Source organism: Ruminococcus sp. AM31-15AC (assembly GCF_003462045.1).
In the GTDB taxonomy this organism is placed as follows: Bacteria; Bacillota; Clostridia; order Oscillospirales; family Ruminococcaceae; genus Hominimerdicola; species Hominimerdicola aceti.
Genome location: NZ_QTYG01000008.1, coordinates 1 through 20,060, shown reverse-complemented (window position 1 = coordinate 20,060; position 20,060 = coordinate 1). Strand labels below are relative to the sequence as shown.

Genomic DNA, 20,060 nt, shown 5'->3' with positions numbered 1-20,060 from the left:
CCGTTGATTTGACATTTTTGCAACGGACTGGCTCATGTGCTTATTGCATATGAGCTTTTTTATTCAAAATCGTCCTAAAGACTGTTTAAAATGTTGATTTTTATATGTAGCTGTGTTATAATGAATTGTGTATGGTTTTTTACCAATATATTATCAGTAAAGAAAAAGAGGACAAGACAATGTTTAAGAAAAACGGACTTCTAAAAAGCCCTGACAGCAAGCCAAAAGAAAAGTATCTGCTGCTGTTTGCGGTGGCTTTTATCGGCATGATGATCTCGTTCATACCGTCAATGATAGTGAACAAGGGCATCTTTCTCTACTATGGCGACTTCAACTCACAGCAGATGATGTTCTATCAGCACTGTCATGACGCTGTTCGCAGCGGAAACATGGGCTGGGATTGGGGAACGGACTTAGGCTCGAGCTTTGTTGGCTCATATGCTTTCTATCTCCTTGGCTCGCCATTTTTCTGGCTCACTACACTTTTCCCGTCAGGTGCAGTGCCTTATCTGATACCATGGCTCCTTGCGCTGAAAACGCTATCGCCGCAATAACAGCCTACGCTTATATCAGATTTTTTGTTGACAACACAAGCGCCTGCTTTATAGGCGGTCTGCTTTACGCTTTCTCAGGCTTCCAGACCTACAACGTTTTCTTCAACCACTTCCACGACGCAACTGCGTTCTTCCCTCTCATGCTTTTAGGATTTGAACTGTTGGTTCAAAAGAACAAGAAGGGTCCGTTTGCAGTAGCGGTAGCTATATGTGCGACCATAAGCTATTTCTTCTTTGCCTGCGAAGTCGTATTCATTGTTATCTACTTCTTCCTGAGGTGCCTTGACAAGGACTTTGAAATTGACATGAAGAAGTTCGGTCTGCTTATCCTCGAGGCTGTTATCGGTGTGATGATATCCGCTGTTATCTTCCTGCCGTCAGCGCTGAGCGTAATGGGCAACTACCGTGTAAACGAAAGACTTTATGGACTTGACCTTGTTATATACGGTGAAAATGTAAGAATACCAAGAATTATCCAATCGTTCTTTATGCTTTCCGATATGCCTGCAAGAATAAATATCCTTAACTCAGACAAGGCAAGATGGGCTTCAATGGCAGGCTATCTGCCTATGTTCTCAATGGCAGGCGTTATAGCGTTTATGAGAACGAGAAAGAAAGGCAAAGACAGTTGGCTTACAAAAGCTATTATCGTGTTCGGCATAATGGCTTGCGTGCTATATTGAACTCATCTTTCGTCCTTTTCAATGCGTCATATTATGCAAGATGGTATTATATGCCTATACTGCTTATGTGCCTTATGACAGCAAAGGTCATCGCAGAAAACAAGGACGATCTGAAAAAGGGATTTGTGCCTGTTTGTGTAGTATGTGCGATATTTATTGGCATCGGTCTGCTTCCGACAAACGAAAACGGCGTTGTATCCTATGGCAAAGTCCCTGAATATATCGAGCTTTACTACATTCAGGCTATCGTTACCATAGTAATGATAATAATGCTTGGCACGCTTATATATGTGGTCGCAGAGAAGAAGCTTGACTACATGAAGATCGCTTCTGCAATGACGGCGGTTGCTGTGGTCATCTGCATGACTTCTTCTATCGTATACGGCGTAACCCAGGGTACTGACAACACCGACTACATCAACAGAGCCATAAACGGTGGCGACAACATCAACATGGATAAGCTGGAGTCTGGATCAGAGAACTTCAATGCTGACAACAATTTCTACAGAATAGATACCTCAGAAAATGTTGACAACTGGTGTATGTTCTGGAAGCTTTCATCAATGAGATGCTTCCACAGCGTTGTTTCAACATCTATCATGGATTTCTACAGCTCTATCGGACAAACGAGAGATGTTGCATCAAGAATGGAAACCAAGGTCTATCCGCTAAGAAGCCTGTTTTCCGTAAAATACTATTTCAATGAACTAACAGAAAGCGAGAGAAAAGGTATCACAGAGGTATCGAAGCCTGAAACTCTTGCAAATCTCTACGGCTTTGAATATGTTGATACTCAGAACGGTTTCAACATTTACGAAAACAAATATTATGTACCAATGGGCTTCACATATGATTACTACTGCCTTGACAGCGACATTCAGAAGGCTTCAGAGGTAGACAAGACATCAATGCTCATGAAAGCCCTTGTGCTTACCCCTGAGCAGGCTGCAAAATACAATAATATTCTCAGCTACTACAGCTTTAAGGGTACTGACTACTCAACAGATCAGTATTATCAGAACTGCCTTGACAGACGTGCAAACAGTTGTTCATCATTCAGTTATGACTCTTACGGTTTCAACGCCAAGATCGACCTTGACAAGGATAACCTTGTGTTCTTCTCAGTTCCATATGATGACGGCTGGAGCGCAAAGGTGAATGGTCAGGACGTGGAAATAGAAAAGGTGGATTACGGCTTTATGGCTGTGCTTTGTCCTGCGGGATCAAACGACATCCAGTTCACCTACGAAACAAAGGGACTTTTCTGGGGCAAGGTGATAACAGCCATTGGCTTCGGCTCGCTTATCGTTTACCTTGGCGCAGTGAGATTTACAGGCAGAAAGAAAAAAGAAGAATCTCAGCCTGTTGAAAAGAACGCATAAACCTGAAAGGGAGGATATACAATGTATCAGAACGAAAAGACTATCAGTGAAAAAGAGATATACAAGGGCAGGGTCGTTCACCTGACTTGTGATGAAGTGGAGCTTGAAAACGGCTACAAGACGCTTAGAGAGGTCATTCATCACCCTGGAGGAGTTTGCATCGTTGCTCTTGACGAGGACGAGAATGTTTATTTTGTGAAGCAGTTCCGCTATCCTTTCAAGACCGCACTTATGGAGATACCTGCAGGAAAGCTTGAATACGGTGAAGATCATTTGGAGTGCGGAAAGCGTGAGCTTAAAGAGGAGATAGGTGCAACGGCAGAAAAAATGACTTATCTTGGCTGTATTTATCCTACAGTGGCTTATGATACCGAGATAATCCATATGTACATGGCAGAGGGACTTGATTTCGGTGAGCAGCACCTTGACGAGGGCGAGTTCCTTGACGTAACAAAAATGCCTCTTGAAGAAGCTTACAAAATGGTCATGGAAAACAAGCTCCCTGACGCAAAGACAACTGCGGCTATACTGAAAACTTATCTTATCAAAAAGGATATGTAGTCCATAATATTTTATCCATGCGATAAAATAAACGGTCGAACGCTGTTCGCCACTGCATATATAAAGGGTACTGTCAACGTGGCAGTACCCTTTTTTTGTGGTGAAAAAAAGAGCGCCCACGCACCGAAGTGCATGAGCGTCTTTTTTATAGTAACTTAGATTACTTTTCCTCAGTATTGTAAAGCTTAGCGTATCTGAGCAGATAATCATATCTGTCCTTAGCGTTCTGAACAGCCTTACCAAAGAGCTTCTCAGCTCTCTCAGGATTCTGTCTAGCAAGTGCGTTGTAACGTACCTCGCCCATGATGAAGTCCTTATAGTCAGCTGTTGGAGCCTTAGAATCAAGGATAAATGGATTCTTGCCCTCTGCCTTAAGACGTGGGTCGAATCTGTACAGATGCCAGTAACCAGCCTGAACAGCCTTCTTCTCCTCTGTCTGAGCAATTGACATACCGCCCTTGATACCATGGTTGATACATGGAGCATAACCGATGATGATTGAAGGACCGTGATAAGACTCTGCCTCGTGGATAGCCTTGATGCACTGATTGTAATCAGCACCCATTGCAACGTGAGCTACATATACATAGCCGTAAGACATTGCGATACCTGCGAGATCCTTCTTCTTAACTTCCTTACCAGCTGCTGCGAACTGAGCGATAGCACCTGTTGGAGTTGACTTAGATGACTGTCCGCCTGTATTTGAGTAAACCTCAGTATCGAATACGAAGATGTTTACGTCCTCGCCCTGAGCGATAACGTGGTCAACGCCTGAGAATCCGATATCGTAAGCCCAGCCGTCACCGCCAAAGATCCACATTGACTTCTTTCTCAGATAGTCAGCGTCCTTAAGGATCTCCTCAGTAGCCTTGTTCTTTGTCTTCTTGAGAGCTGCGATAAGGTTATCTGTAGCTGCTGAGTTCTTCTCGCCGTCGTCTACTGTTTCAAGATACTCTTCGCAAGCCTTCTTGAGAGCTGCAGCCTTAGTTGTCTTAGACAGCTCAAGAACCTTAGCGATAGTTCTGTTTCTGATAGTTGACTGTGCAAGGAACATACCGTAACCATACTCAGCGTTATCCTCGAACAGTGAGTTAGCCCAAGCTGGACCCTTGCCGTCCTTGTTTACTGTGTATGGAGTTGAAGGAGCTGAACCACCCCAAATTGATGAACAGCCTGTTGCGTTAGCAATGTACATTCTGTCACCAAAGAGCTGTGTGATGAGCTTAGCATAAGGTGTTTCACCGCAGCCTGCGCAAGCGCCTGAGAATTCAAGCAGTGGCTGCTTGAACTGTGAGCCCTTAACTGTTGTTGCCTTGAACTTCTCGAATACTTCTGGCTTTTCAGCAAGTGTAAGACCATAGTTGAATACTTCCTGCTCAGCGAGCTGAGTTTCAAGTGGCATCATGCTGAGAGCCTTGTTGCCCTTCTTACCAGGACAAACATTTACGCAAGAACCGCAGCCTGTGCAGTCCAGAGCAGACATTGTCATTACAAAGTTGTAACCAGGCATACCTGTCATAGCTACTGCCTTCTCCTGAGCAAGCTTAGGAGCCTTCTTCAGCTCAGCGTCTGTCATTACAACAGGTCTGATAACTGCGTGTGGACATACATATGAACAGAAGTTACACTGGATACAGTTGTCGCCATTCCATGCAGGAACGTCAACAGCGATACCTCTCTTCTCAAATGCAGCAGAACCCTGTGGGAATGTGCCGTCTGCCATACCTGTGAATGTTGAAACAGGGAGCTTGTCGCCTTCCTGAGCGTTGCAAGGGATCTGAATGTTGTTTACGAAGTCCTGAAGTGTCTTATCTGCGCACTTAGCGGCAGGCATACCCATTGGAGTATCCTTGCACTTCTTCCAAGATGCAGGAACCTTAACTTCGTGAACCTGCTGACATCCAGCGTCGATAGCGTCATGGTTCATCTTAACGATAGCGTCGCCCTTCTTAGAATAAGAAGCTGTAGCAGCGTCCTTCATGTACTTGATAGCGTCGTCGATAGGAATGATGTTAGCAAGCTTGAAGAATGCAGACTGAAGAACAGTGTTTATTCTGTTGCCCAGACCGATCTCCTTACCGATCTTAACGCCGTTGATAGTATAGAACTTGATGTTGTTCTCAGCGATATATCTCTTTACCTGACCTGGGAGGTGCTTATCCAGCTCTTCATGCTCCCACTGGCAGTTCAGAAGGAATGTTCCGCCTGGCTTGATATCCTGTACCATGTTGTACTTAGTGATATAAGACTCGTTATGGCAAGCAACAAAGTCAGCCTGATTGATAAGGTATGTTGACTTGATAGGTGTCTTACCGAATCTCAGGTGAGAAACTGTTACACCGCCTGACTTCTTAGAGTCATATGCAAAGTATGCCTGAGCATACAGATCTGTATGGTCACCGATTATCTTGATAGAGTTCTTGTTTGCACCAACAGTACCGTCAGCACCAAGACCCCAGAACTTACAAGCTGTTGTGCCTGCCGGAGCAGAGTCAAGCTTGCCCTCAGTTTCGAGAGAGAGGTTTGTAACATCGTCTTCGATACCGATAGTAAATCTTGGCTTATATGTATCCTTCCAGCTTGCATTCCAGTAAACAGCCTTGATCTGTGCAGGAGTTGTATCCTTAGAACCAAGACCATATCTGCCTGAAGCGATAGCTACATCATGGAACTGTGTACCCTTAAGAGCAGCAACAACATCAAGATAAAGTGGCTCGCCTTCAGAACCTGGCTCCTTAGTTCTGTCAAGAACTGAGATCTGCTCACAAGTTGAAGGGATAGCTTCAACGAGCTTGTCAGCACGGAAAGGTCTGTAAAGTCTAACCTTAACAAGACCGAGCTTTGTGCCTTCCTTCTCGTTGAGGTAATCGATTGTTTCTTCGATAGTGTCACAAACAGAACCCATAGCTATGATAACGTGTGTAGCGTCTGGTGCGCCGTAGTAGTTGAACAGCTTGTAGTTTGTGCCGATCTTTTCGTTTACCTTGTTCATGTAATCCTCTACGATGCCAGGGATAGCGTCATAGTATGGGTTACAAGCTTCTCTTGCCTGGAAGAAGATATCAGGGTTTTGAGCTGTACCTCTAAGTACAGGATGCTCAGGATTAAGAGCTCTCTTTCTGAACTCCTCAACCTTTTCAAAGTTTACCATATCTCTTACGTCTTCCATATCCCATGTCTCGATCTTCTGGATCTCGTGAGATGTTCTGAATCCGTCAAAGAAGTGGATGAATGGTACTCTGCCCTCGATAGTTGAGAGGTGAGCAACTGTACCCAGGTCCATTACCTCCTGTACGTTTGAAGAACAAAGCATAGCAAAACCTGTCTGACGGCAAGCATAGATGTCAGAATGGTCGCCGAAAATATTAAGTGCGTGTGAAGCTACACATCTTGCAGATACATGGATAACGCAAGGGAGAAGCTCACCTGCGATCTTATACAGGTTAGGGATCATAAGAAGAAGTCCCTGTGATGCTGTATATGTTGTTGTGAGCGCACCGGCTGCAAGTGAGCCGTGTACTGTACCTGAAGCACCTGCCTCAGACTGCATTTCTGCAAGCTTTACAGGAGTGCCAAACAGGTTTACCTTACCCTTGGCAGCCCACTGGTCTGTTACTTCTGCCATAACAGATGATGGTGTGATTGGATAGATAGCAGCAACTTCTGTAAATGGGTATGACGCCCAAGCAGCAGCGTTGTTTCCGTCCATGGTTTTCATTTTTCTTGCCATTTTAGAATCATTCCTTTCTCGATATTTCAAGCAAAAGCTCAAAACTCAAATTTCCTTTTTAGCGTACTTTTTCAAGCACGTCTGTTTAAGGACAGCAGATATTTTCTTCAAAAGTAAGCTGTAACAAACTTTCTCAGGATACATCTGTTTTAACTCTTATAGTATACCACTTATTTTTCAATTTGTAAAGACCTTTTACCACATTTTTTCTTGATTTATACGCTGTAAACCCCCTATTTTCGGTTAGTTATGACTTCCTCATATTTCAGACGTGCTGTATTACACAGATAAAAAAATGCCTGCCGAAACAGACATTTTTTATATATATAAATTATAAAACTAGCAGTTCATAAGAAGTTCGGCGAGGGCATTGAGTATCTTATCCACATCAACATCAGAGCTGAATTTTACATCAAGCTTTGAGCCGCCTTTTTTTTCCTCGCTTAAACTTACACGAAGCTTATCGGTGGCCTGATTTACTCTTATCTCAAACTCAGTATACATAGGATTTGTGATAGTACGCTTTATTTTCTTCTCAGCTTTTTTATTTGTTTCCAAAGCGGCGATAGCTTTTTCAAGCTCTCTTACCGTCCAGCCCTTTTCTATACACTCTGTGGCAAGCTTCTCCTGAGTATCCTTATCCGCAACGCCTGCAAGCACCTTTGCGTGACCCTCGGTGAGCTTTTTGTCACGGAGCATTTCCTGCACATTTTCGCTAAGTGAAAGAAGTCTGATAGAGTTTGCCACAGCGGAACGTGAACGTCCAACAGCTTCTGCCACCTGTTGCTGAGTAAGACCATAGGTTTCCATAAGAGTCTGATAAGCTGCCGCCTCCTCAAGAGGTGTAAGGTCTTTACGCTGGATATTTTCAATAAGGGATATCTCAGCGGCTTCAAGATCTGTAAGCTCTTTTATATAAACAGGTATCTCATCAAGTCCAGCCAGACGTGCCGCACGCCACCTGCGCTCGCCTGCAACTATCTTATATCCTCCATTGTCAAGAGGTCTTACAAGTATAGGCTGCAAAACACCATGCTGTCTGATATTTTCCGCAAGCTCATTAAGAGCGTCCTCATCAAACTCAGAACGCGGCTGATTTTTGTCAGGCTCAATAAGAGATATCCTTACTGTGGAAATGCCATTTTCGCCATTATCATTTTTTCCCGATTCACTATCAGATCGTGTGACCTCATCTATAGAATTATCAAAGAACAGGCTATCCAAGCCTCTGTCCATTTTGCTTTTTTTAGCCATTGTATTTTCCTTTCACATTATAAGATACAATGTTCCATGTGGAACATTATTTTTCTTTATTCTTTGCCGCTTTTTTCTTTTCTCTTTTAGCTATTTCTTTTGCAAGATTTTCATATGCCTTTGAGCCTTTTGCCTTCTTATCATAATAAATAGCCGGCTCACCAAAGCTTGGGGCTTCCGACAAAGCAACGTTTCTCGGTATGGTAGTTTCAAAGACTTCCTTTGCAAAATGCTTTTTGACCTCGCTTATTATCTGACCTGTTATCTTGTATCTTTCAACGCACATTGTAAACAAAATGCCCTCAATATCAAGGTCAGGATTGAATGATGTTTTTACTCTGTTGATAGTATTGTGGAGCTCAACAAGACCCTCAAGTGAAAGAAACTCGCATTGGAGAGGGATAAGTACAGAATCAGCCGCCGCAAGTGCATTTATTGTGAGCATATCGAGAGTTGGGGGACAATCTATAAATATGTAGTCATAAAATTCTTTTGCAGGCATAAGAGCGTTGCGAAGCTTCATTGCTCTGTCCTTTTCATTCACAAGTGATACAGACGCACCTGAAAGATCCTGAGTTGTCGGCACAACTGAAACTCCACGGCAGGAAGTTGGCACGACAGCTTCAAATATCGAACATTCTTCAAATATTACGTCAAACACTGTATTTCTGATACTTTTTTTCTTTATACCAAAGCTTGTGGTAGTATTGCCCTGTGGGTCAAAGTCAACGATCAGGACTTTTTTGCCCTTTAGTCCAAAAACCGCTGCAAGATTTACAACAGTAGTAGATTTTCCAACGCCGCCTTTCTGATTTGAAACGGCAATTATTTTTCCCATATTCTTGACCTCTTTTCTAAGTAGAATTATATCATATTTATTATACTACAATTTTTCACTTTTGAAAAGACCCTTTTACAAATTTTCTTGAAAATGTTCCACATGGAACAAATCAGTTTTTTTACTTTATCCGACAAAGCCCATGACAATTTAGAAAATAATACAAAGAATAAAGTATCAATATCAAAATCAAGGTCATAAAGAGCAGAAAAGTTTTCTGAATAAAATATAGAATTGAGGATCGTGAAGTGTTATGATTATTTTAAAATGAAACGGAGGTATAAAATATGAGTATTTTCCCAAAAACATTAACAAAAGCTTTCAGCGAAGAAACTGACGAATCACAAAGGGCTTCACCCTATCAGACGTTAGGCAAAATAATCGACATTTCCATAGGAGAGATAAGGCCGAACCCTGTTCAGCCAAGGCGATATTTCTCACCTGCCGAACTAACAAGCCTTGCAAAAAGCATTTCTCAGGACGGGATCATACAACCTCTCACAGTGAGGCGTGTAAAAGGCACTTTTGAGCTTGTGTCAGGCGAACGGCGTTTGCGTGCGGCAAAGCTTGCAGGATTAAGGTCAGTGCCGTGTATACTTATCAATGCCACAGAGGAACGTTCGCAGGTCATTGCACTTATAGAGAATATCCAACGTTGTGACCTGAACTTTTTTGAAGAAGCTGAAGCGATCTCTCAGCTCATCACAAAATATGGCATGACTCAGGAATCTGCGGCTATTCGTCTTGGACTTGCTCAATCCACAGTTGCAAACAAGCTTCGTATTCTGAAACTTAACGCTGAGGAACGCAAAATAATTCTCGATAACAATATGTCAGAACGTCACGCAAGGGCTTTGCTAAAGATCACAGATAGTGACCGCAGGCTTGCTGTGTTGAACAAAGCGGCTGAAAGTGGTTGGACAGTTGACACATTGGAAAAATATATTGCCAAGCTTCTGAAAGATGATGAAAAGCGTGCGAGCTATCACAAAAGAGCGGCTATGTTAAAAGATGTTAGATTGTTTTTCAACAGTGTCAATAAGGCGATAGATGTTATGAGAATGGCAGGGGTGAACGCTGACGCAAAACGTATCGACCACGAGGATTATATCGAATATATTATAAAGATACCATCGGAAAAGCAGGCAGAATAAAATGTTCCACATGGAACAAAAAAATTGGACAGGCTCAAAAGTCTGTCCAATTTTTTTTATGTGTCGCTGTAAAAAAGCTGTTCCCAATAGGTGTATTCCCCGTTGTCTGACTTTGTGGCTTTTGCACACGCCATGTAACGCACATCAGGGTTGAGGATATTTTCTCTATGAGGCGGTGAATCCATCCATGCGTCGAAAGCCTCTTTTACTGTGGTCATGCTGTTCATACCATATGCGATATTTTCAGCCACCGCACGCCATTCAGGAAGGTCAGTTTCTTCTATAGCTGTGATGTATGAATTGCCGTCAGGTCTGTCATGAGAATAATTTTCCAGAAGTTCGTTTGCTCGCACATCTGCCGCAGAGTCGAGAAGCTCAAGTCCCTCAAGCTCTCTTAAACCATACTGTTTTCTGACTTCATTTACATAGCCAAGCATTTCAGATGTTTCAGCAGAAAGATTTCTATTTGACATATTCGTGCTTGAATCAGGTTCAGCAGGCTCGGCAGGCTGAGGAGCAGAGGGCTGTTCTTCCTGCATAGGCTCGGTAACAGTTTCAGTTTGCGTTTCTGTTTTCTTTTCAGTTTTCTTTGAAGTCGTTGTGGTAGTAGCAGCCGTTGTCGTTGTTGTAGTAACAGTTGTAGTCACAGCTTTTATATCTGCACTGTGAGGTGGCCGCATGGTCTTTCCGTTTATGATAACCTTATCCCCTGACACGCTTATGTAGTTATTGCCTACCACTATGGATTCCATAAGCTCATTATCAGTGTTTGTTATCTCCATGCCCTTATCCATGGCTTCAAGCACATACTTTGAGCCGTTCACATCTTTTACAGTAGCTTTCTTTACTGTCTTGCCGTCTTTTACAATTTCAAACTTGTTCTCTGCGATACACCTTATAGTCACCTTGTCAGTTACGTTAAAGCTGCTGAAGCTTTCATCAACATATGTCACCTTTGTGTTTGCATAGTAGACCTCGTTGGCTGATATTATTATCCTTGTGCCTTTATAACTGAACGAGTTGACCTTTTTTCCGTTCTTAGTGACAGTGACAGTATTTCCGTCACAAGTCAGTACAAGCTTATCACCGTTATCATCAGTTATCTCAAAAGAGTTCACTATCTCATTTGAACTGTTTATAAGAGTATATCCCCCCTGCACATTTGCAAAAAGGGTATAGCCGCCATCAAAAACTATCTTTGTACAAGTCGCTGCTGTTTGTATAGTAGTCACTGAACCCGTGATAGTTTCGGCAGACTTTTTATTTGTGGTCACAGTTGTGGTGACTCCTGTGCTGACGCTTGAAAGCTTTTTGGGCTTTTCTTCCCCTGTGCTTCCGCAAGAGGAAAGACAACAGCCTGCCGCACAGACAACACATAATATTTTAACTAACCTATTGCTTTCCATGATATCTTAGCTCTCCTGTTATATCAAATGTTCCACATGGAACAATACAAAAAAGGCAGCCCTGGGACTGCCTTTGTGAGTTTATTTTGTGTTTGAAAGTGTCCATCTGAAAGGTGCTATTCTCTTTGCCCTTGTGTTGTCTATGTTCCAGTTGTTGAATGTGATAGATGGGTCAAAATAGCGATAATCAGTTTTCATCTTACCTTTGTTGATGCTTATTCCCATTCCAGGTGATTTCTGGATAACTGCACCTATGCGGTGATGTTCCTTTTCATAATCAATTATCTCTTTTGCCGTTATCAGCCTTGAATCAGCAAGATTGTAGATTCCCTCATATCTTCCTGTCGGCACATTGATGATACCATTTATAAAGTCGATAAGATTGAATACACAACAGAATGAAAAACCGTATTCTCCATCATTGAATATGTATGCAACATTTTCCTTTGCGTCAAATACTCTGTCTCTCAGATTTTGTGTATACTCAGCGTCATAAATAGGAGCTACTCTGGCAATAACAGGTATAGTTTCAGACTTTTTAAATTCCTTCTGCATTATCTTCTCAGATGTCATCTTAAGATCTGCATAGTTTGAATTTCCCTTTTCAGGAGCAGTTTCCCTTATTGGTTCTCTGCCTTTCTGTACACCATATATTGCTGTTGTGCTGAGCAGGATAAAGCTCCTTACCTCAGCCTTGTTTGCAGCCGCATATATGAACTTATCACATATCTTGCTCTTTTTCATCTCAGCGTCTGTTACATATGGATCTATATCGTTATCTACAGAATTTGCCAGATGCACGACAACGTCGATCTTGTTGCTATCGATTACATTTGTAATAGCGTCCTTATCTGTAATATCACACTGGATAAAAGTATAGTTTGGATCAGTTCCAATAAACTCATTTTTGCGTGTATCTATACCGAATACACGATGCTTTTTGTGCAGTAAGCTGGATGTAAGGTACAAGCCTATCATTCCGCTTGCTCCTGTAACTAAAATTGAAGCCAACTCTGCCACTCCTTCCCCAAGTAGAATTGCACATTTATTTACTATAATTATACCACAGTTTTTATTAATTGCAAATACTTTTTGAAGAAAACTGAAAAATTTAGATTTTCTTTATAATTTTGCTTGCTATATTTAGTGAATTGTGATAAAATTATAGGTATAAATCATAAGTAAAAAAATATAAAAATATTTTAACACATAAAAATATTAAGGAGCAATTTATTTTGGTTTATTCCGATCTTATATTTATACTGGGAATGTTCCCGATAATGACCATTATTTCGCTTTTCGACAGAAGTGCAGAATATAAAAACCTCATTCTGATAGTTTGTTCCCTGCTGTTTTTCAGTTGGGGCAGACCTTTTGTGTTCTGTCTTATTTTTCTGTCAGTTATCTTTGATTGGATATTTGGTCTTATTATTTCAAAAAACCGTGAGAACAAAGCCCTTTGCAGGATATTTTTGGCGCTGGATATTATAATGAACGTATCTCTTATGCTGATATTCGGTCAGAATATCCTTTATAATAAGGTAAAAAAGCTCAGTTTTGACGCTGCCATACTTCCACTTGGTATGGGTTATTATATGCTCAGAGGGATTTCTTATGTCTATGACGTTTTCAAGGGCAACTGCAAAGCAGAAAAAAACATTTTCTGCCTTTTGACTTATATGGTGTCACTGCATTTTATGCTTGTGGGACCTCTTGTGAGATACGGTGATATTGAGCCACAGATAAGGCATCGTGAGATCACAGGAGCAAAGCTCAACCAGGGACTTAATAAGATAGTTTTCGGTTTTGGCAAGGTGGTGCTTCTTGCAGGCGTTTTTGAACAGATAAAGCTTGCAGGACTTAACGGCAAAGAGATAACTACCCTTGGCTGTTGGCTTGGTATGCTGTCATTCTTGGCTCAGTATTATTTTCTTTTCACAGGACTTTCGGATATGGCAATGGGACTTGGTCTTACAAACGGCTTTGTTTATCCCGACAACTACACAAACATTGAGGCTGACGGACTTTTCACCGGTATGATAAAAAGCTTCAATACAACTGTTGTTGACTTTTTCAGCGAGGTTTTCTGCTGCAAAAAAAACATGAACAAGGTCTTTACTTTTGTATGCTATATACTTTGCGGTCTGGCTCTTTCTGTATGGTATCAGGCAAAGGTGAATTTCATTATCGTCGGACTTTGTGCGGCTGTGCTTTGTATCCTTGAAAAGCTGTTTCTTGAAAGACCGCTTTCAAAGCTGCCTGACCTTGTGAAGTATATCTATCTTGTGCTGACAGCTCTCGTTATTTTTGGAGGACTTTATTTTGACAGCTTCTACGGCTATAAAAAATGGCTCTTTGCACTTGCAGGAGTAAATGTGAAATACACCTTGAGCGTGTCTGTAAAAAGTGCAGTGCTGAAAAATATCACCCTTATAGTAATATCGTTCTTTATTGTCTGCCCACCTGCAAAAAGGGCTTTCTGCAAGATTTTTAAAAAGCTTTCACAGAAGTCTCAGGCGGCTTATGGCAGAGTTATGATAACAAAGACCATTATGACAGTGCTTGTTTTTGCAGTGAGCGTTATAACACTTGCGGCTGAATATGCGGCATAAAAAGAGGAAAATACTAATGGATAAGAAAACTACACGATTCAATATCGTTCACGATGACAATGAATATGAGATACCGGAGGAATGCGAGGCTGCGGAGGAAGCGGCTGAAGAGCTTGCCAAAACGAATTTGGAGGAGCATTACAGCTTTATAAATCTTCTTTCCATAGCGGTCATAATGCTATTTGCCTGCATATTCTTTATTTCAGTTTCAGGAAGCGACATTGTGGAGGACAACAATCTGTCTTTAACATTCAAGACTTTCTTTTCAGGGGATTACACTCAGGCATTGGAGGACTCTTATAATAATAGTATACCTTTTCCTGACGCCATGAAAGCTGTTGAGGAGCGTATCTCTCTTATTTACGGTATCGGCAATAAGGTCACTGACCCTATAAAGGAAACGCCTGACAATACTGATTCTAATCACAACAGCTTCGATCATCCGACTAATAATAACAGTGATGATCCTGACGAAAATGTTATCACCACCACTGCAAAACCGCAGGACGGTGAAGTAACTACCACAAAGAAAAAAGAGGACAAGAAAAAAACAACAACTACCACTGCTATTGACAGACCAGAGGAAACTAAAAGCACCACAACGACTTCAACGGCTTCCACTACCACAAATAATGACAAGCCTTACTATACTGTCACCGAAACTGAGCCTATAGTACAGCCCGGTCCTACTACTACCACGACCACAACAAAGGCAACTGAGACCACAACTCAGCCGACAGAAACTGCAGAACCAACCACCGAGCAAACTGAGGGACCGTCAGATGAATAGCAGATTTGATAACCCTTTTCCCTATTCTGATGACAATAAAAGATATCATACCTATAATTATTATCTAAGGCACAAGTTCGGCACTAAGGTTTTCAAGATACCCCTTAATATTGATCTTGGCTGTCCGAACAGAGACGGCACAAAAGGTGTGGGGGGCTGTGTGTTCTGCTCGGCAAAAATGAGCGGAGATTTTGCAGGCGACCCTCATGAGGATATCCTTACTCAGTACAGAGAGATAAGGGAGAAAATGAGCAAGAAGTGGAGCAAGGGTCTGTGCATACCGTATTTTCAGGCAGGCTCAAACACCTATGCTGACGTTGAAACGCTGAGAAAAATGTTTTATACAGCCCTGTCATTTGAAAATACGGCAGGGCTTTCTATCGCAACAAGGGCAGATTGCATCAACGAAGAAAAAGCCGACTTGCTCGGTGAGCTTGCGGAAAAGACGTTTCTTACTGTAGAGCTTGGCTTGCAGACTATACATGACGAAACGGCTTTGAAAATGAACCGCTGTCATACTTTTGCGGATTTTCTCAAAGGCTATGAAATGCTGAGAAAACGCAATGTGAATGTGTGCGTGCATATCATCGACGGGCTTCCCGGTGAGGATAGGGATATGATGCTTGAAACGGCTAAAACTCTCGGTCAGCTTGATATACAAAGCATTAAGATACATCTTCTGCACGTTTTAAAAGGCACTGTGCTTGCACAGATGTATGAGCGTGGAGAATTTCGGGCTTTGGATATGGACGAGTATGTCAATATCGTCTGCGACCAGTTGGAGCTTCTGCCTGCGGAGATAGTAATACAGCGTGTGACAGGTGATGGTGCAAAGGACGACCTTGTTGCACCTTTGTGGAGTTTGAAAAAATTCTGCGTTATGAACGAGATAGACAAGGAAATGGGAAGAAGAAATTCATGGCAGGGAAAGGCTCTGTCGGAGTAAAAAGAGGTAAAAATGAAAGATATATGTGCAGTTTCGACACCACTCGCTGAGGGCGGTATATCAGTCATAAGAATAAGCGGTGAAAATGCCATGAGCATAGGTGCAAAAGTTTTTAAACCGCTGTCATGCAAAAGTGTTGAAAACATGGCAGGCTATACCTGTGCATATGGAAAAATAGTTGACAAAAACGGCAGAGAAGTTGATGACGGCGTTCTGACGGTTTTCCGTGCGCCTAAGTCATACACCGGCGAAAACGTCTGCGAGATATCATGCCATGGCGGAATATATGTTACAAAAAAAGTTCTCAGACTTTGCATTGAACAGGGTGCAGAGCTTGCTCAGAGGGGTGAGTTCACAAAGAGGGCTTTTCTCAACGGAAAGCTTTCACTTACTCAGGCTGAGGGTGTAATGGAAACTATCTCCGCTCAGGGAGAATATGCGCTTAATTCTGCAAATCTTACAAAAGAGGGCAGGCTTTTCAGGCTGATTTCTGATATGTCAAGAAAGTTTGTCACAATACTAGGTGAGCTTGCGGCATGGGTGGATTATCCGGAGGAGGACTTGCCTGAGATATCTGAGGATAATCTCAGAGAGAGCCTTAAAAACGCTTTGGCAGGGCTTGATAAAATAATAGCAGATCATGACAGCGGTATGATACTGAAAAACGGTGTTGACACTGTTATCGCAGGCAAGCCGAACGTTGGAAAATCGACACTTATGAATATGCTGTTGGGATATGATCGCTCCATAGTCACAAATGTGGCAGGCACTACACGAGATGTTATCGAAGAAAGTGCAAAGCTTGGCGAGCTTATTTTGAAGCTTTCCGACACTGCAGGTATACATGAAACTGATGATGAAGTTGAAAAAATAGGCGTTGAGATAGCAAAGAAAAAGCTTAAAAACGCTATGCTTGTGATAGAAGTTTTCGACATTTCAAGAGAGCTTGACGAGGAAGACTTGGAGCTTCTTGAATATGTAAAAAGGCTTGAAAAGAAAGTTATCATAGTTCTCAACAAGTCTGACCTTGAAAATGTTGTTGAAAGGTCGCAGCTTGAAAAATATTCAGACTATGTGATAGAGATTTCTGCGAAGCTTGACGAGGGCAGAGAAGAGCTGCAAAAAGCCGCAGAGAAGCTCTTGGGCATTGGCGGATATGACGCTGACAGCACGATTTTTGCAAACGAGCGTCAAATAGCCTGTGCAGAACGTGCAAGAAAATATCTTGCCATGGCTCTTGAAAGCCTTGATATGGGAGAGACTTTGGACGCTGTTACTGTGATGATAGACAATGGCGCAAATGCACTTTTGGAGCTGACAGGAGAAAAAGCTACAGAAGCGGTGGTAGACGAGGTATTTTCAAAATTCTGCGTAGGAAAGTAATTTATATGGTCTTATTTTCAGACAGGTGGTTTTATTATGCAAAAGGAATATTTTGATATTATTGTGGTAGGTGCAGGTCACGCAGGCTGTGAAGCGGCTTTGGCGGCGGCACGGCTTGGACTAAAGACGGCACTTTTTACCATAACACTTGACGGTGTTGCCAATATGCCATGCAACCCCTCTATAGGCGGAACTGCAAAGGGACATCTTGTTCGTGAGATAGACGCTTTGGGCGGAGAAATGGGCAAAGCGGCGGATAAAACTTTTCTGCAAAGCAGGATACTCAACCGTGGAAAAGGTCCTGCTGTTCATAGTCTGAGGGCGCAGATAGACCGTGTTGAATATCATAAACTTATGAAAAAGACTATCGAAGATACTGACGGGCTTTATCTGAAGCAGGCTGAGATAACTGATATTTTATTTGAGGAGGACGGCAAAACTGTCCGTGGTGTGCGTACAAAGCTTGGCACTGAGTATGACTGCAAGGCTGTTGTTATCTCAACGGGAACTTACCTTGGCGGCACTGTCCATGTGGGTGCAGTATCATATTCAAGCGGCCCTGACGCAACTTTGCCTGCACTCAGCCTGACAGAATGTCTTAAAAAGGCAGGAATGACAATAAGACGTTTCAAAACAGGCACTCCTGCCCGTGTACACAAGCGTTCCATAGATTTTGACAAGCTTGAAGTTCAGTGCGGTGACGATGATATAACGCCATTTTCTTTTGATAATCATGAAAAGCTTGAAAATAAAGTCAAATGCTATGTGGCTTATACAAATGAAGAAACACACAAGGTAATAAGAGATAACATACATCTTTCACCTATATATTCGGGTAGGATACACGCTATTGGCCCAAGATACTGTCCGTCTATCGAGGACAAAATAATGAGATTTTCAGATAAGCCAAGGCATCAGCTTTTTATTGAGCCAATGGGTCTTGACACTGACGAATATTATCTGCAAGGTATGTCGTCATCACTGCCTGAGTTTGTTCAGCTTCAATTTTTGCACACTATAAAAGGACTTGAACACGTTGAGATAATGCGAAATGCCTATGCCATAGAATATGATTGCTGCGACCCTACAGAGCTTTCTGCTACGCTGGAGTTCAAGGCTTTTGACGGTCTTTACGGCGCAGGTCAGTTCAACGGCACTTCGGGATATGAAGAAGCCGCCGCACAAGGTCTTATTGCAGGCATAAATGCCGCACTGAAAATTCTCGGCAGAAAACCGCTTATTCTTGACAGAGCGTCCTCATACATAGGCACTCTTATTGACGACCTTGTAACAAAGGGTTGTTCAGACCCTTACAGAATGCTCACATCAAGAAGCGAATACAGACTTTTGCTAAGACAAGATAACGCTGACATAAGGCTCACGCCTATAGGTCATGAGATAGGGCTTATCTCAGACGAAAGATATCAGCATTTGCTTGACAAAAATGAACAGATAGCCGCTGAGATAAAGCGTGTTTCAAAAATAAATATTGCACCAGATCCTGAGATAAATGCCTATCTTGAATCTGTAGGCACTGACCCTCTCAACAACGGCATAAAGCTTGCTCAGCTTATCCGCAGACCACAGGTGTCATATGACGGGCTTGCTCCTTTCGATAAGGAAAGACCTGAGCTTTCAGCAGAAGTAAAAGAGCAGGTAGAATTGCAGATAAAATATGACGGCTATATAAAGATACAGCTTGAACAGGTGGAGGCTATGCGAAAGCTGGAGAAAAAGGCTTTGCCTGCGGATATTGACTATAATGATATAAAAAGTCTTAGACTTGAAGCAATTGAAAAGCTCAATAAAATAAAGCCTGTATCAGTTGGTCAGGCAAGCCGAATCAGCGGAGTAAACCCTGCTGACGTGGGTGTGCTTTTGGTATGGCTCTCATCAAAGAATGACCATAGGGAGGAATAGTATGTCAAAGCTTATTTCTAAGGACGATTTTATAAAGCTTTTTGATAATTATGATATAACAATATCTGACAGTGATTATTCACGCTTTGAAGATTATGCAGATCTGCTTTGTGAATGGAACGAGAAAATAAATCTTACTGCTATCACTGACCCTGAGGGAATTTCAATAAAGCATTTTTTTGACAGCGTTTATCCTTTCACACTTTTCGAGGTAAAAGAAAATGCAACGGTAATAGATGTCGGCACAGGGGCAGGATTTCCGTCCTGTCCACTGAAAATCGTCCGTGACGATATAAAGCTTACACTTTTGGATAGCCTTAACAAGAGGATAAATTTTCTTGCTCAGCTTTCAGAAAGTCTTGACCTTGGTGCGACCTGCATACACGGCAGAGCAGAGGAGCTTGGCAGAAGCATGGAATGCCGTGAACAATTTGACATTGCCACAGCAAGAGCAGTGGCAAACCTCAGCGACCTATGCGAATACTGTCTGCCTTTTGTAAAAGTCGGAGGATATTTCGTTGCATTGAAAGGCTCAGGAGGAAATGACGAGCTGAAAGAGGCTAAAAATGCTATTAAGATACTGGGAGGAAAGGTCGAAGATGTCTTTGACTATGAGCTTCCAACAGGTGACGGCAGAACACTTATCCTCATAAGAAAAGTATCTGAAACGCCTGAGAAATATCCACGCAACAAGGGTCAAATGAAAAAGAAAAAATTATAATACAAATATATGCACAAAAAAAGGCGCTGTAAAAAAACGCGCAATAAAAAAAGACTGCAACCACCCTTAAAAGGGTAGGAAAGCAGTCTTTTTTGTGGTATAATAAATTTGATGAAAAAATACCAA

General features: G+C 42.1%; 16 protein-coding genes. 11 read left to right on the top strand and 5 right to left on the bottom strand.

Translation table 11 applies throughout. From position 1 onward, the window contains the following. Window positions 1-179 precede the first annotated feature (179 nt). From DW793_RS15100 to DW793_RS03670, 4 genes are read left to right on the top strand one after another with little or no spacing between them, the layout of a single operon-like run. Window positions 180-554, top strand: a complete 375-nt coding sequence (locus DW793_RS15100; protein WP_252969644.1) for a YfhO family protein — start codon at window positions 180-182, stop codon at window positions 552-554. Beyond that, entirely contained in the window at window positions 518-1,237 is a 720-nt protein-coding gene (locus tag DW793_RS15095; protein WP_252969643.1) for a YfhO family protein, read from the top strand. Before DW793_RS15100 ends, DW793_RS15095 begins: the two co-directional genes overlap by 37 nt. A 50-nt stretch (window positions 1,238-1,287) precedes the next feature. Continuing rightward, window positions 1,288-2,619, top strand: a complete 1,332-nt coding sequence (locus DW793_RS15090) for a YfhO family protein (RefSeq protein ID WP_252969642.1) — start codon at window positions 1,288-1,290, stop codon at window positions 2,617-2,619. Between the two features lie 21 nt (window positions 2,620-2,640). Then, entirely contained in the window at window positions 2,641-3,180 is a 540-nt protein-coding gene (locus DW793_RS03670; RefSeq protein WP_038672772.1) for an NUDIX domain-containing protein, read from the top strand. A 160-nt stretch (window positions 3,181-3,340) separates the two neighbouring features. Here the strand turns inward: DW793_RS03670 and nifJ are convergent, their stop codons facing one another. The 3 genes from nifJ to DW793_RS03655 all read right to left on the bottom strand — a co-directional run bounded on the left by nifJ (window position 3,341) and on the right by DW793_RS03655 (window position 9,002). Further along, on the bottom strand, window positions 3,341-6,910 hold the full coding sequence (gene nifJ, locus DW793_RS03665; RefSeq protein ID WP_118157104.1) for a pyruvate:ferredoxin (flavodoxin) oxidoreductase: 3,570 nt from the start codon (window positions 6,908-6,910) through the stop codon (window positions 3,341-3,343). 339 nt (window positions 6,911-7,249) lie between these two features. Beyond that, the gene (locus DW793_RS03660; RefSeq protein WP_118157103.1) at window positions 7,250-8,164 is read right to left on the bottom strand and encodes a ParB/RepB/Spo0J family partition protein; all 915 of its coding nucleotides are present in this window, start codon (window positions 8,162-8,164) and stop codon (window positions 7,250-7,252) included. A 46-nt stretch (window positions 8,165-8,210) separates the two neighbouring features. Beyond that, window positions 8,211-9,002, bottom strand: a complete 792-nt coding sequence (locus tag DW793_RS03655; protein WP_117877472.1) for a ParA family protein — start codon at window positions 9,000-9,002, stop codon at window positions 8,211-8,213. Between the two features lie 287 nt (window positions 9,003-9,289). Between DW793_RS03655 and DW793_RS03650 the strand changes: the two genes are divergently transcribed. Continuing rightward, window positions 9,290-10,156: a ParB/RepB/Spo0J family partition protein gene (locus tag DW793_RS03650; RefSeq protein ID WP_118157102.1), complete on the top strand. Its 867-nt coding sequence runs from the start codon at window positions 9,290-9,292 to the stop codon at window positions 10,154-10,156. Between the two features lie 56 nt (window positions 10,157-10,212). Here the strand turns inward: DW793_RS03650 and DW793_RS03645 are convergent, their stop codons facing one another. Next, window positions 10,213-11,562, bottom strand: coding sequence for a CAP domain-containing protein (locus DW793_RS03645; RefSeq protein WP_118157101.1), 1,350 nt, complete (start codon window positions 11,560-11,562; stop codon window positions 10,213-10,215). Between the two features lie 81 nt (window positions 11,563-11,643). Further along, the gene (locus tag DW793_RS03640; RefSeq protein WP_118163735.1) at window positions 11,644-12,573 is read right to left on the bottom strand and encodes an NAD-dependent epimerase/dehydratase family protein; all 930 of its coding nucleotides are present in this window, start codon (window positions 12,571-12,573) and stop codon (window positions 11,644-11,646) included. 224 nt (window positions 12,574-12,797) lie between these two features. Here DW793_RS03640 and DW793_RS03635 point away from each other — a divergent pair, with 224 nt between their 5' ends. The 6 genes from DW793_RS03635 to rsmG are packed head-to-tail and all read left to right on the top strand — an operon-like array spanning window position 12,798 to window position 19,934. Beyond that, on the top strand, window positions 12,798-14,174 hold the full coding sequence (locus DW793_RS03635; protein WP_118157100.1) for an acyltransferase: 1,377 nt from the start codon (window positions 12,798-12,800) through the stop codon (window positions 14,172-14,174). A 16-nt stretch (window positions 14,175-14,190) separates the two neighbouring features. Then, a complete protein-coding gene (locus tag DW793_RS03630) occupies window positions 14,191-14,964 on the top strand; it encodes a hypothetical protein (protein WP_118157099.1) in 774 nt (257 codons plus the stop codon). Next, window positions 14,957-15,910, top strand: coding sequence for a TIGR01212 family radical SAM protein (locus DW793_RS03625; protein WP_118157098.1), 954 nt, complete (start codon window positions 14,957-14,959; stop codon window positions 15,908-15,910). Before DW793_RS03630 ends, DW793_RS03625 begins: the two co-directional genes overlap by 8 nt. 12 nt (window positions 15,911-15,922) lie before the next feature. Beyond that, window positions 15,923-17,293 (top strand): tRNA uridine-5-carboxymethylaminomethyl(34) synthesis GTPase MnmE, encoded by a 1,371-nt coding sequence (mnmE, locus tag DW793_RS03620; protein ID WP_118157097.1) that lies wholly within the window; start codon window positions 15,923-15,925, stop codon window positions 17,291-17,293. Window positions 17,294-17,329: 36 nt separating this feature from the next. Next, a complete protein-coding gene (gene mnmG, locus DW793_RS03615; protein WP_181988279.1) occupies window positions 17,330-19,213 on the top strand; it encodes a tRNA uridine-5-carboxymethylaminomethyl(34) synthesis enzyme MnmG in 1,884 nt (627 codons plus the stop codon). 1 nt (window position 19,214) lies between these two features. Next, the gene (rsmG, locus tag DW793_RS03610) at window positions 19,215-19,934 is read left to right on the top strand and encodes a 16S rRNA (guanine(527)-N(7))-methyltransferase RsmG (RefSeq protein WP_118157095.1); all 720 of its coding nucleotides are present in this window, start codon (window positions 19,215-19,217) and stop codon (window positions 19,932-19,934) included. The last annotated feature ends 126 nt before the right edge of the window (window positions 19,935-20,060 follow it).

Excerpts from the sequence above, each read along its gene's own strand:
- DW793_RS15090 (WP_252969642.1), top strand. The coding sequence starts at position 1,288 with ATGCCTATACTGCTTATGTGCCTTATGACAGCAAAGGTCATCGCAGAA.
- rsmG (WP_118157095.1), top strand. The coding sequence starts at position 19,215 with ATGTCAAAGCTTATTTCTAAGGACGATTTTATAAAGCTTTTTGATAAT.
- DW793_RS03660 (WP_118157103.1), bottom strand. The coding sequence starts at position 8,164 with ATGGCTAAAAAAAGCAAAATGGACAGAGGCTTGGATAGCCTGTTCTTT.
- DW793_RS15095 (WP_252969643.1), top strand. The coding sequence starts at position 518 with ATGGCTCCTTGCGCTGAAAACGCTATCGCCGCAATAACAGCCTACGCT.
- DW793_RS03655 (WP_117877472.1), bottom strand. The coding sequence starts at position 9,002 with ATGGGAAAAATAATTGCCGTTTCAAATCAGAAAGGCGGCGTTGGAAAA.
- DW793_RS03670 (WP_038672772.1), top strand. The coding sequence starts at position 2,641 with ATGTATCAGAACGAAAAGACTATCAGTGAAAAAGAGATATACAAGGGC.
- DW793_RS15100 (WP_252969644.1), top strand. The coding sequence starts at position 180 with ATGTTTAAGAAAAACGGACTTCTAAAAAGCCCTGACAGCAAGCCAAAA.
- DW793_RS03630 (WP_118157099.1), top strand. The coding sequence starts at position 14,191 with ATGGATAAGAAAACTACACGATTCAATATCGTTCACGATGACAATGAA.
- nifJ (WP_118157104.1), bottom strand. The coding sequence starts at position 6,910 with ATGGCAAGAAAAATGAAAACCATGGACGGAAACAACGCTGCTGCTTGG.
- mnmG (WP_181988279.1), top strand. The coding sequence starts at position 17,330 with ATGCAAAAGGAATATTTTGATATTATTGTGGTAGGTGCAGGTCACGCA.
- mnmE (WP_118157097.1), top strand. The coding sequence starts at position 15,923 with ATGAAAGATATATGTGCAGTTTCGACACCACTCGCTGAGGGCGGTATA.
- DW793_RS03650 (WP_118157102.1), top strand. The coding sequence starts at position 9,290 with ATGAGTATTTTCCCAAAAACATTAACAAAAGCTTTCAGCGAAGAAACT.
- DW793_RS03645 (WP_118157101.1), bottom strand. The coding sequence starts at position 11,562 with ATGGAAAGCAATAGGTTAGTTAAAATATTATGTGTTGTCTGTGCGGCA.
- DW793_RS03625 (WP_118157098.1), top strand. The coding sequence starts at position 14,957 with ATGAATAGCAGATTTGATAACCCTTTTCCCTATTCTGATGACAATAAA.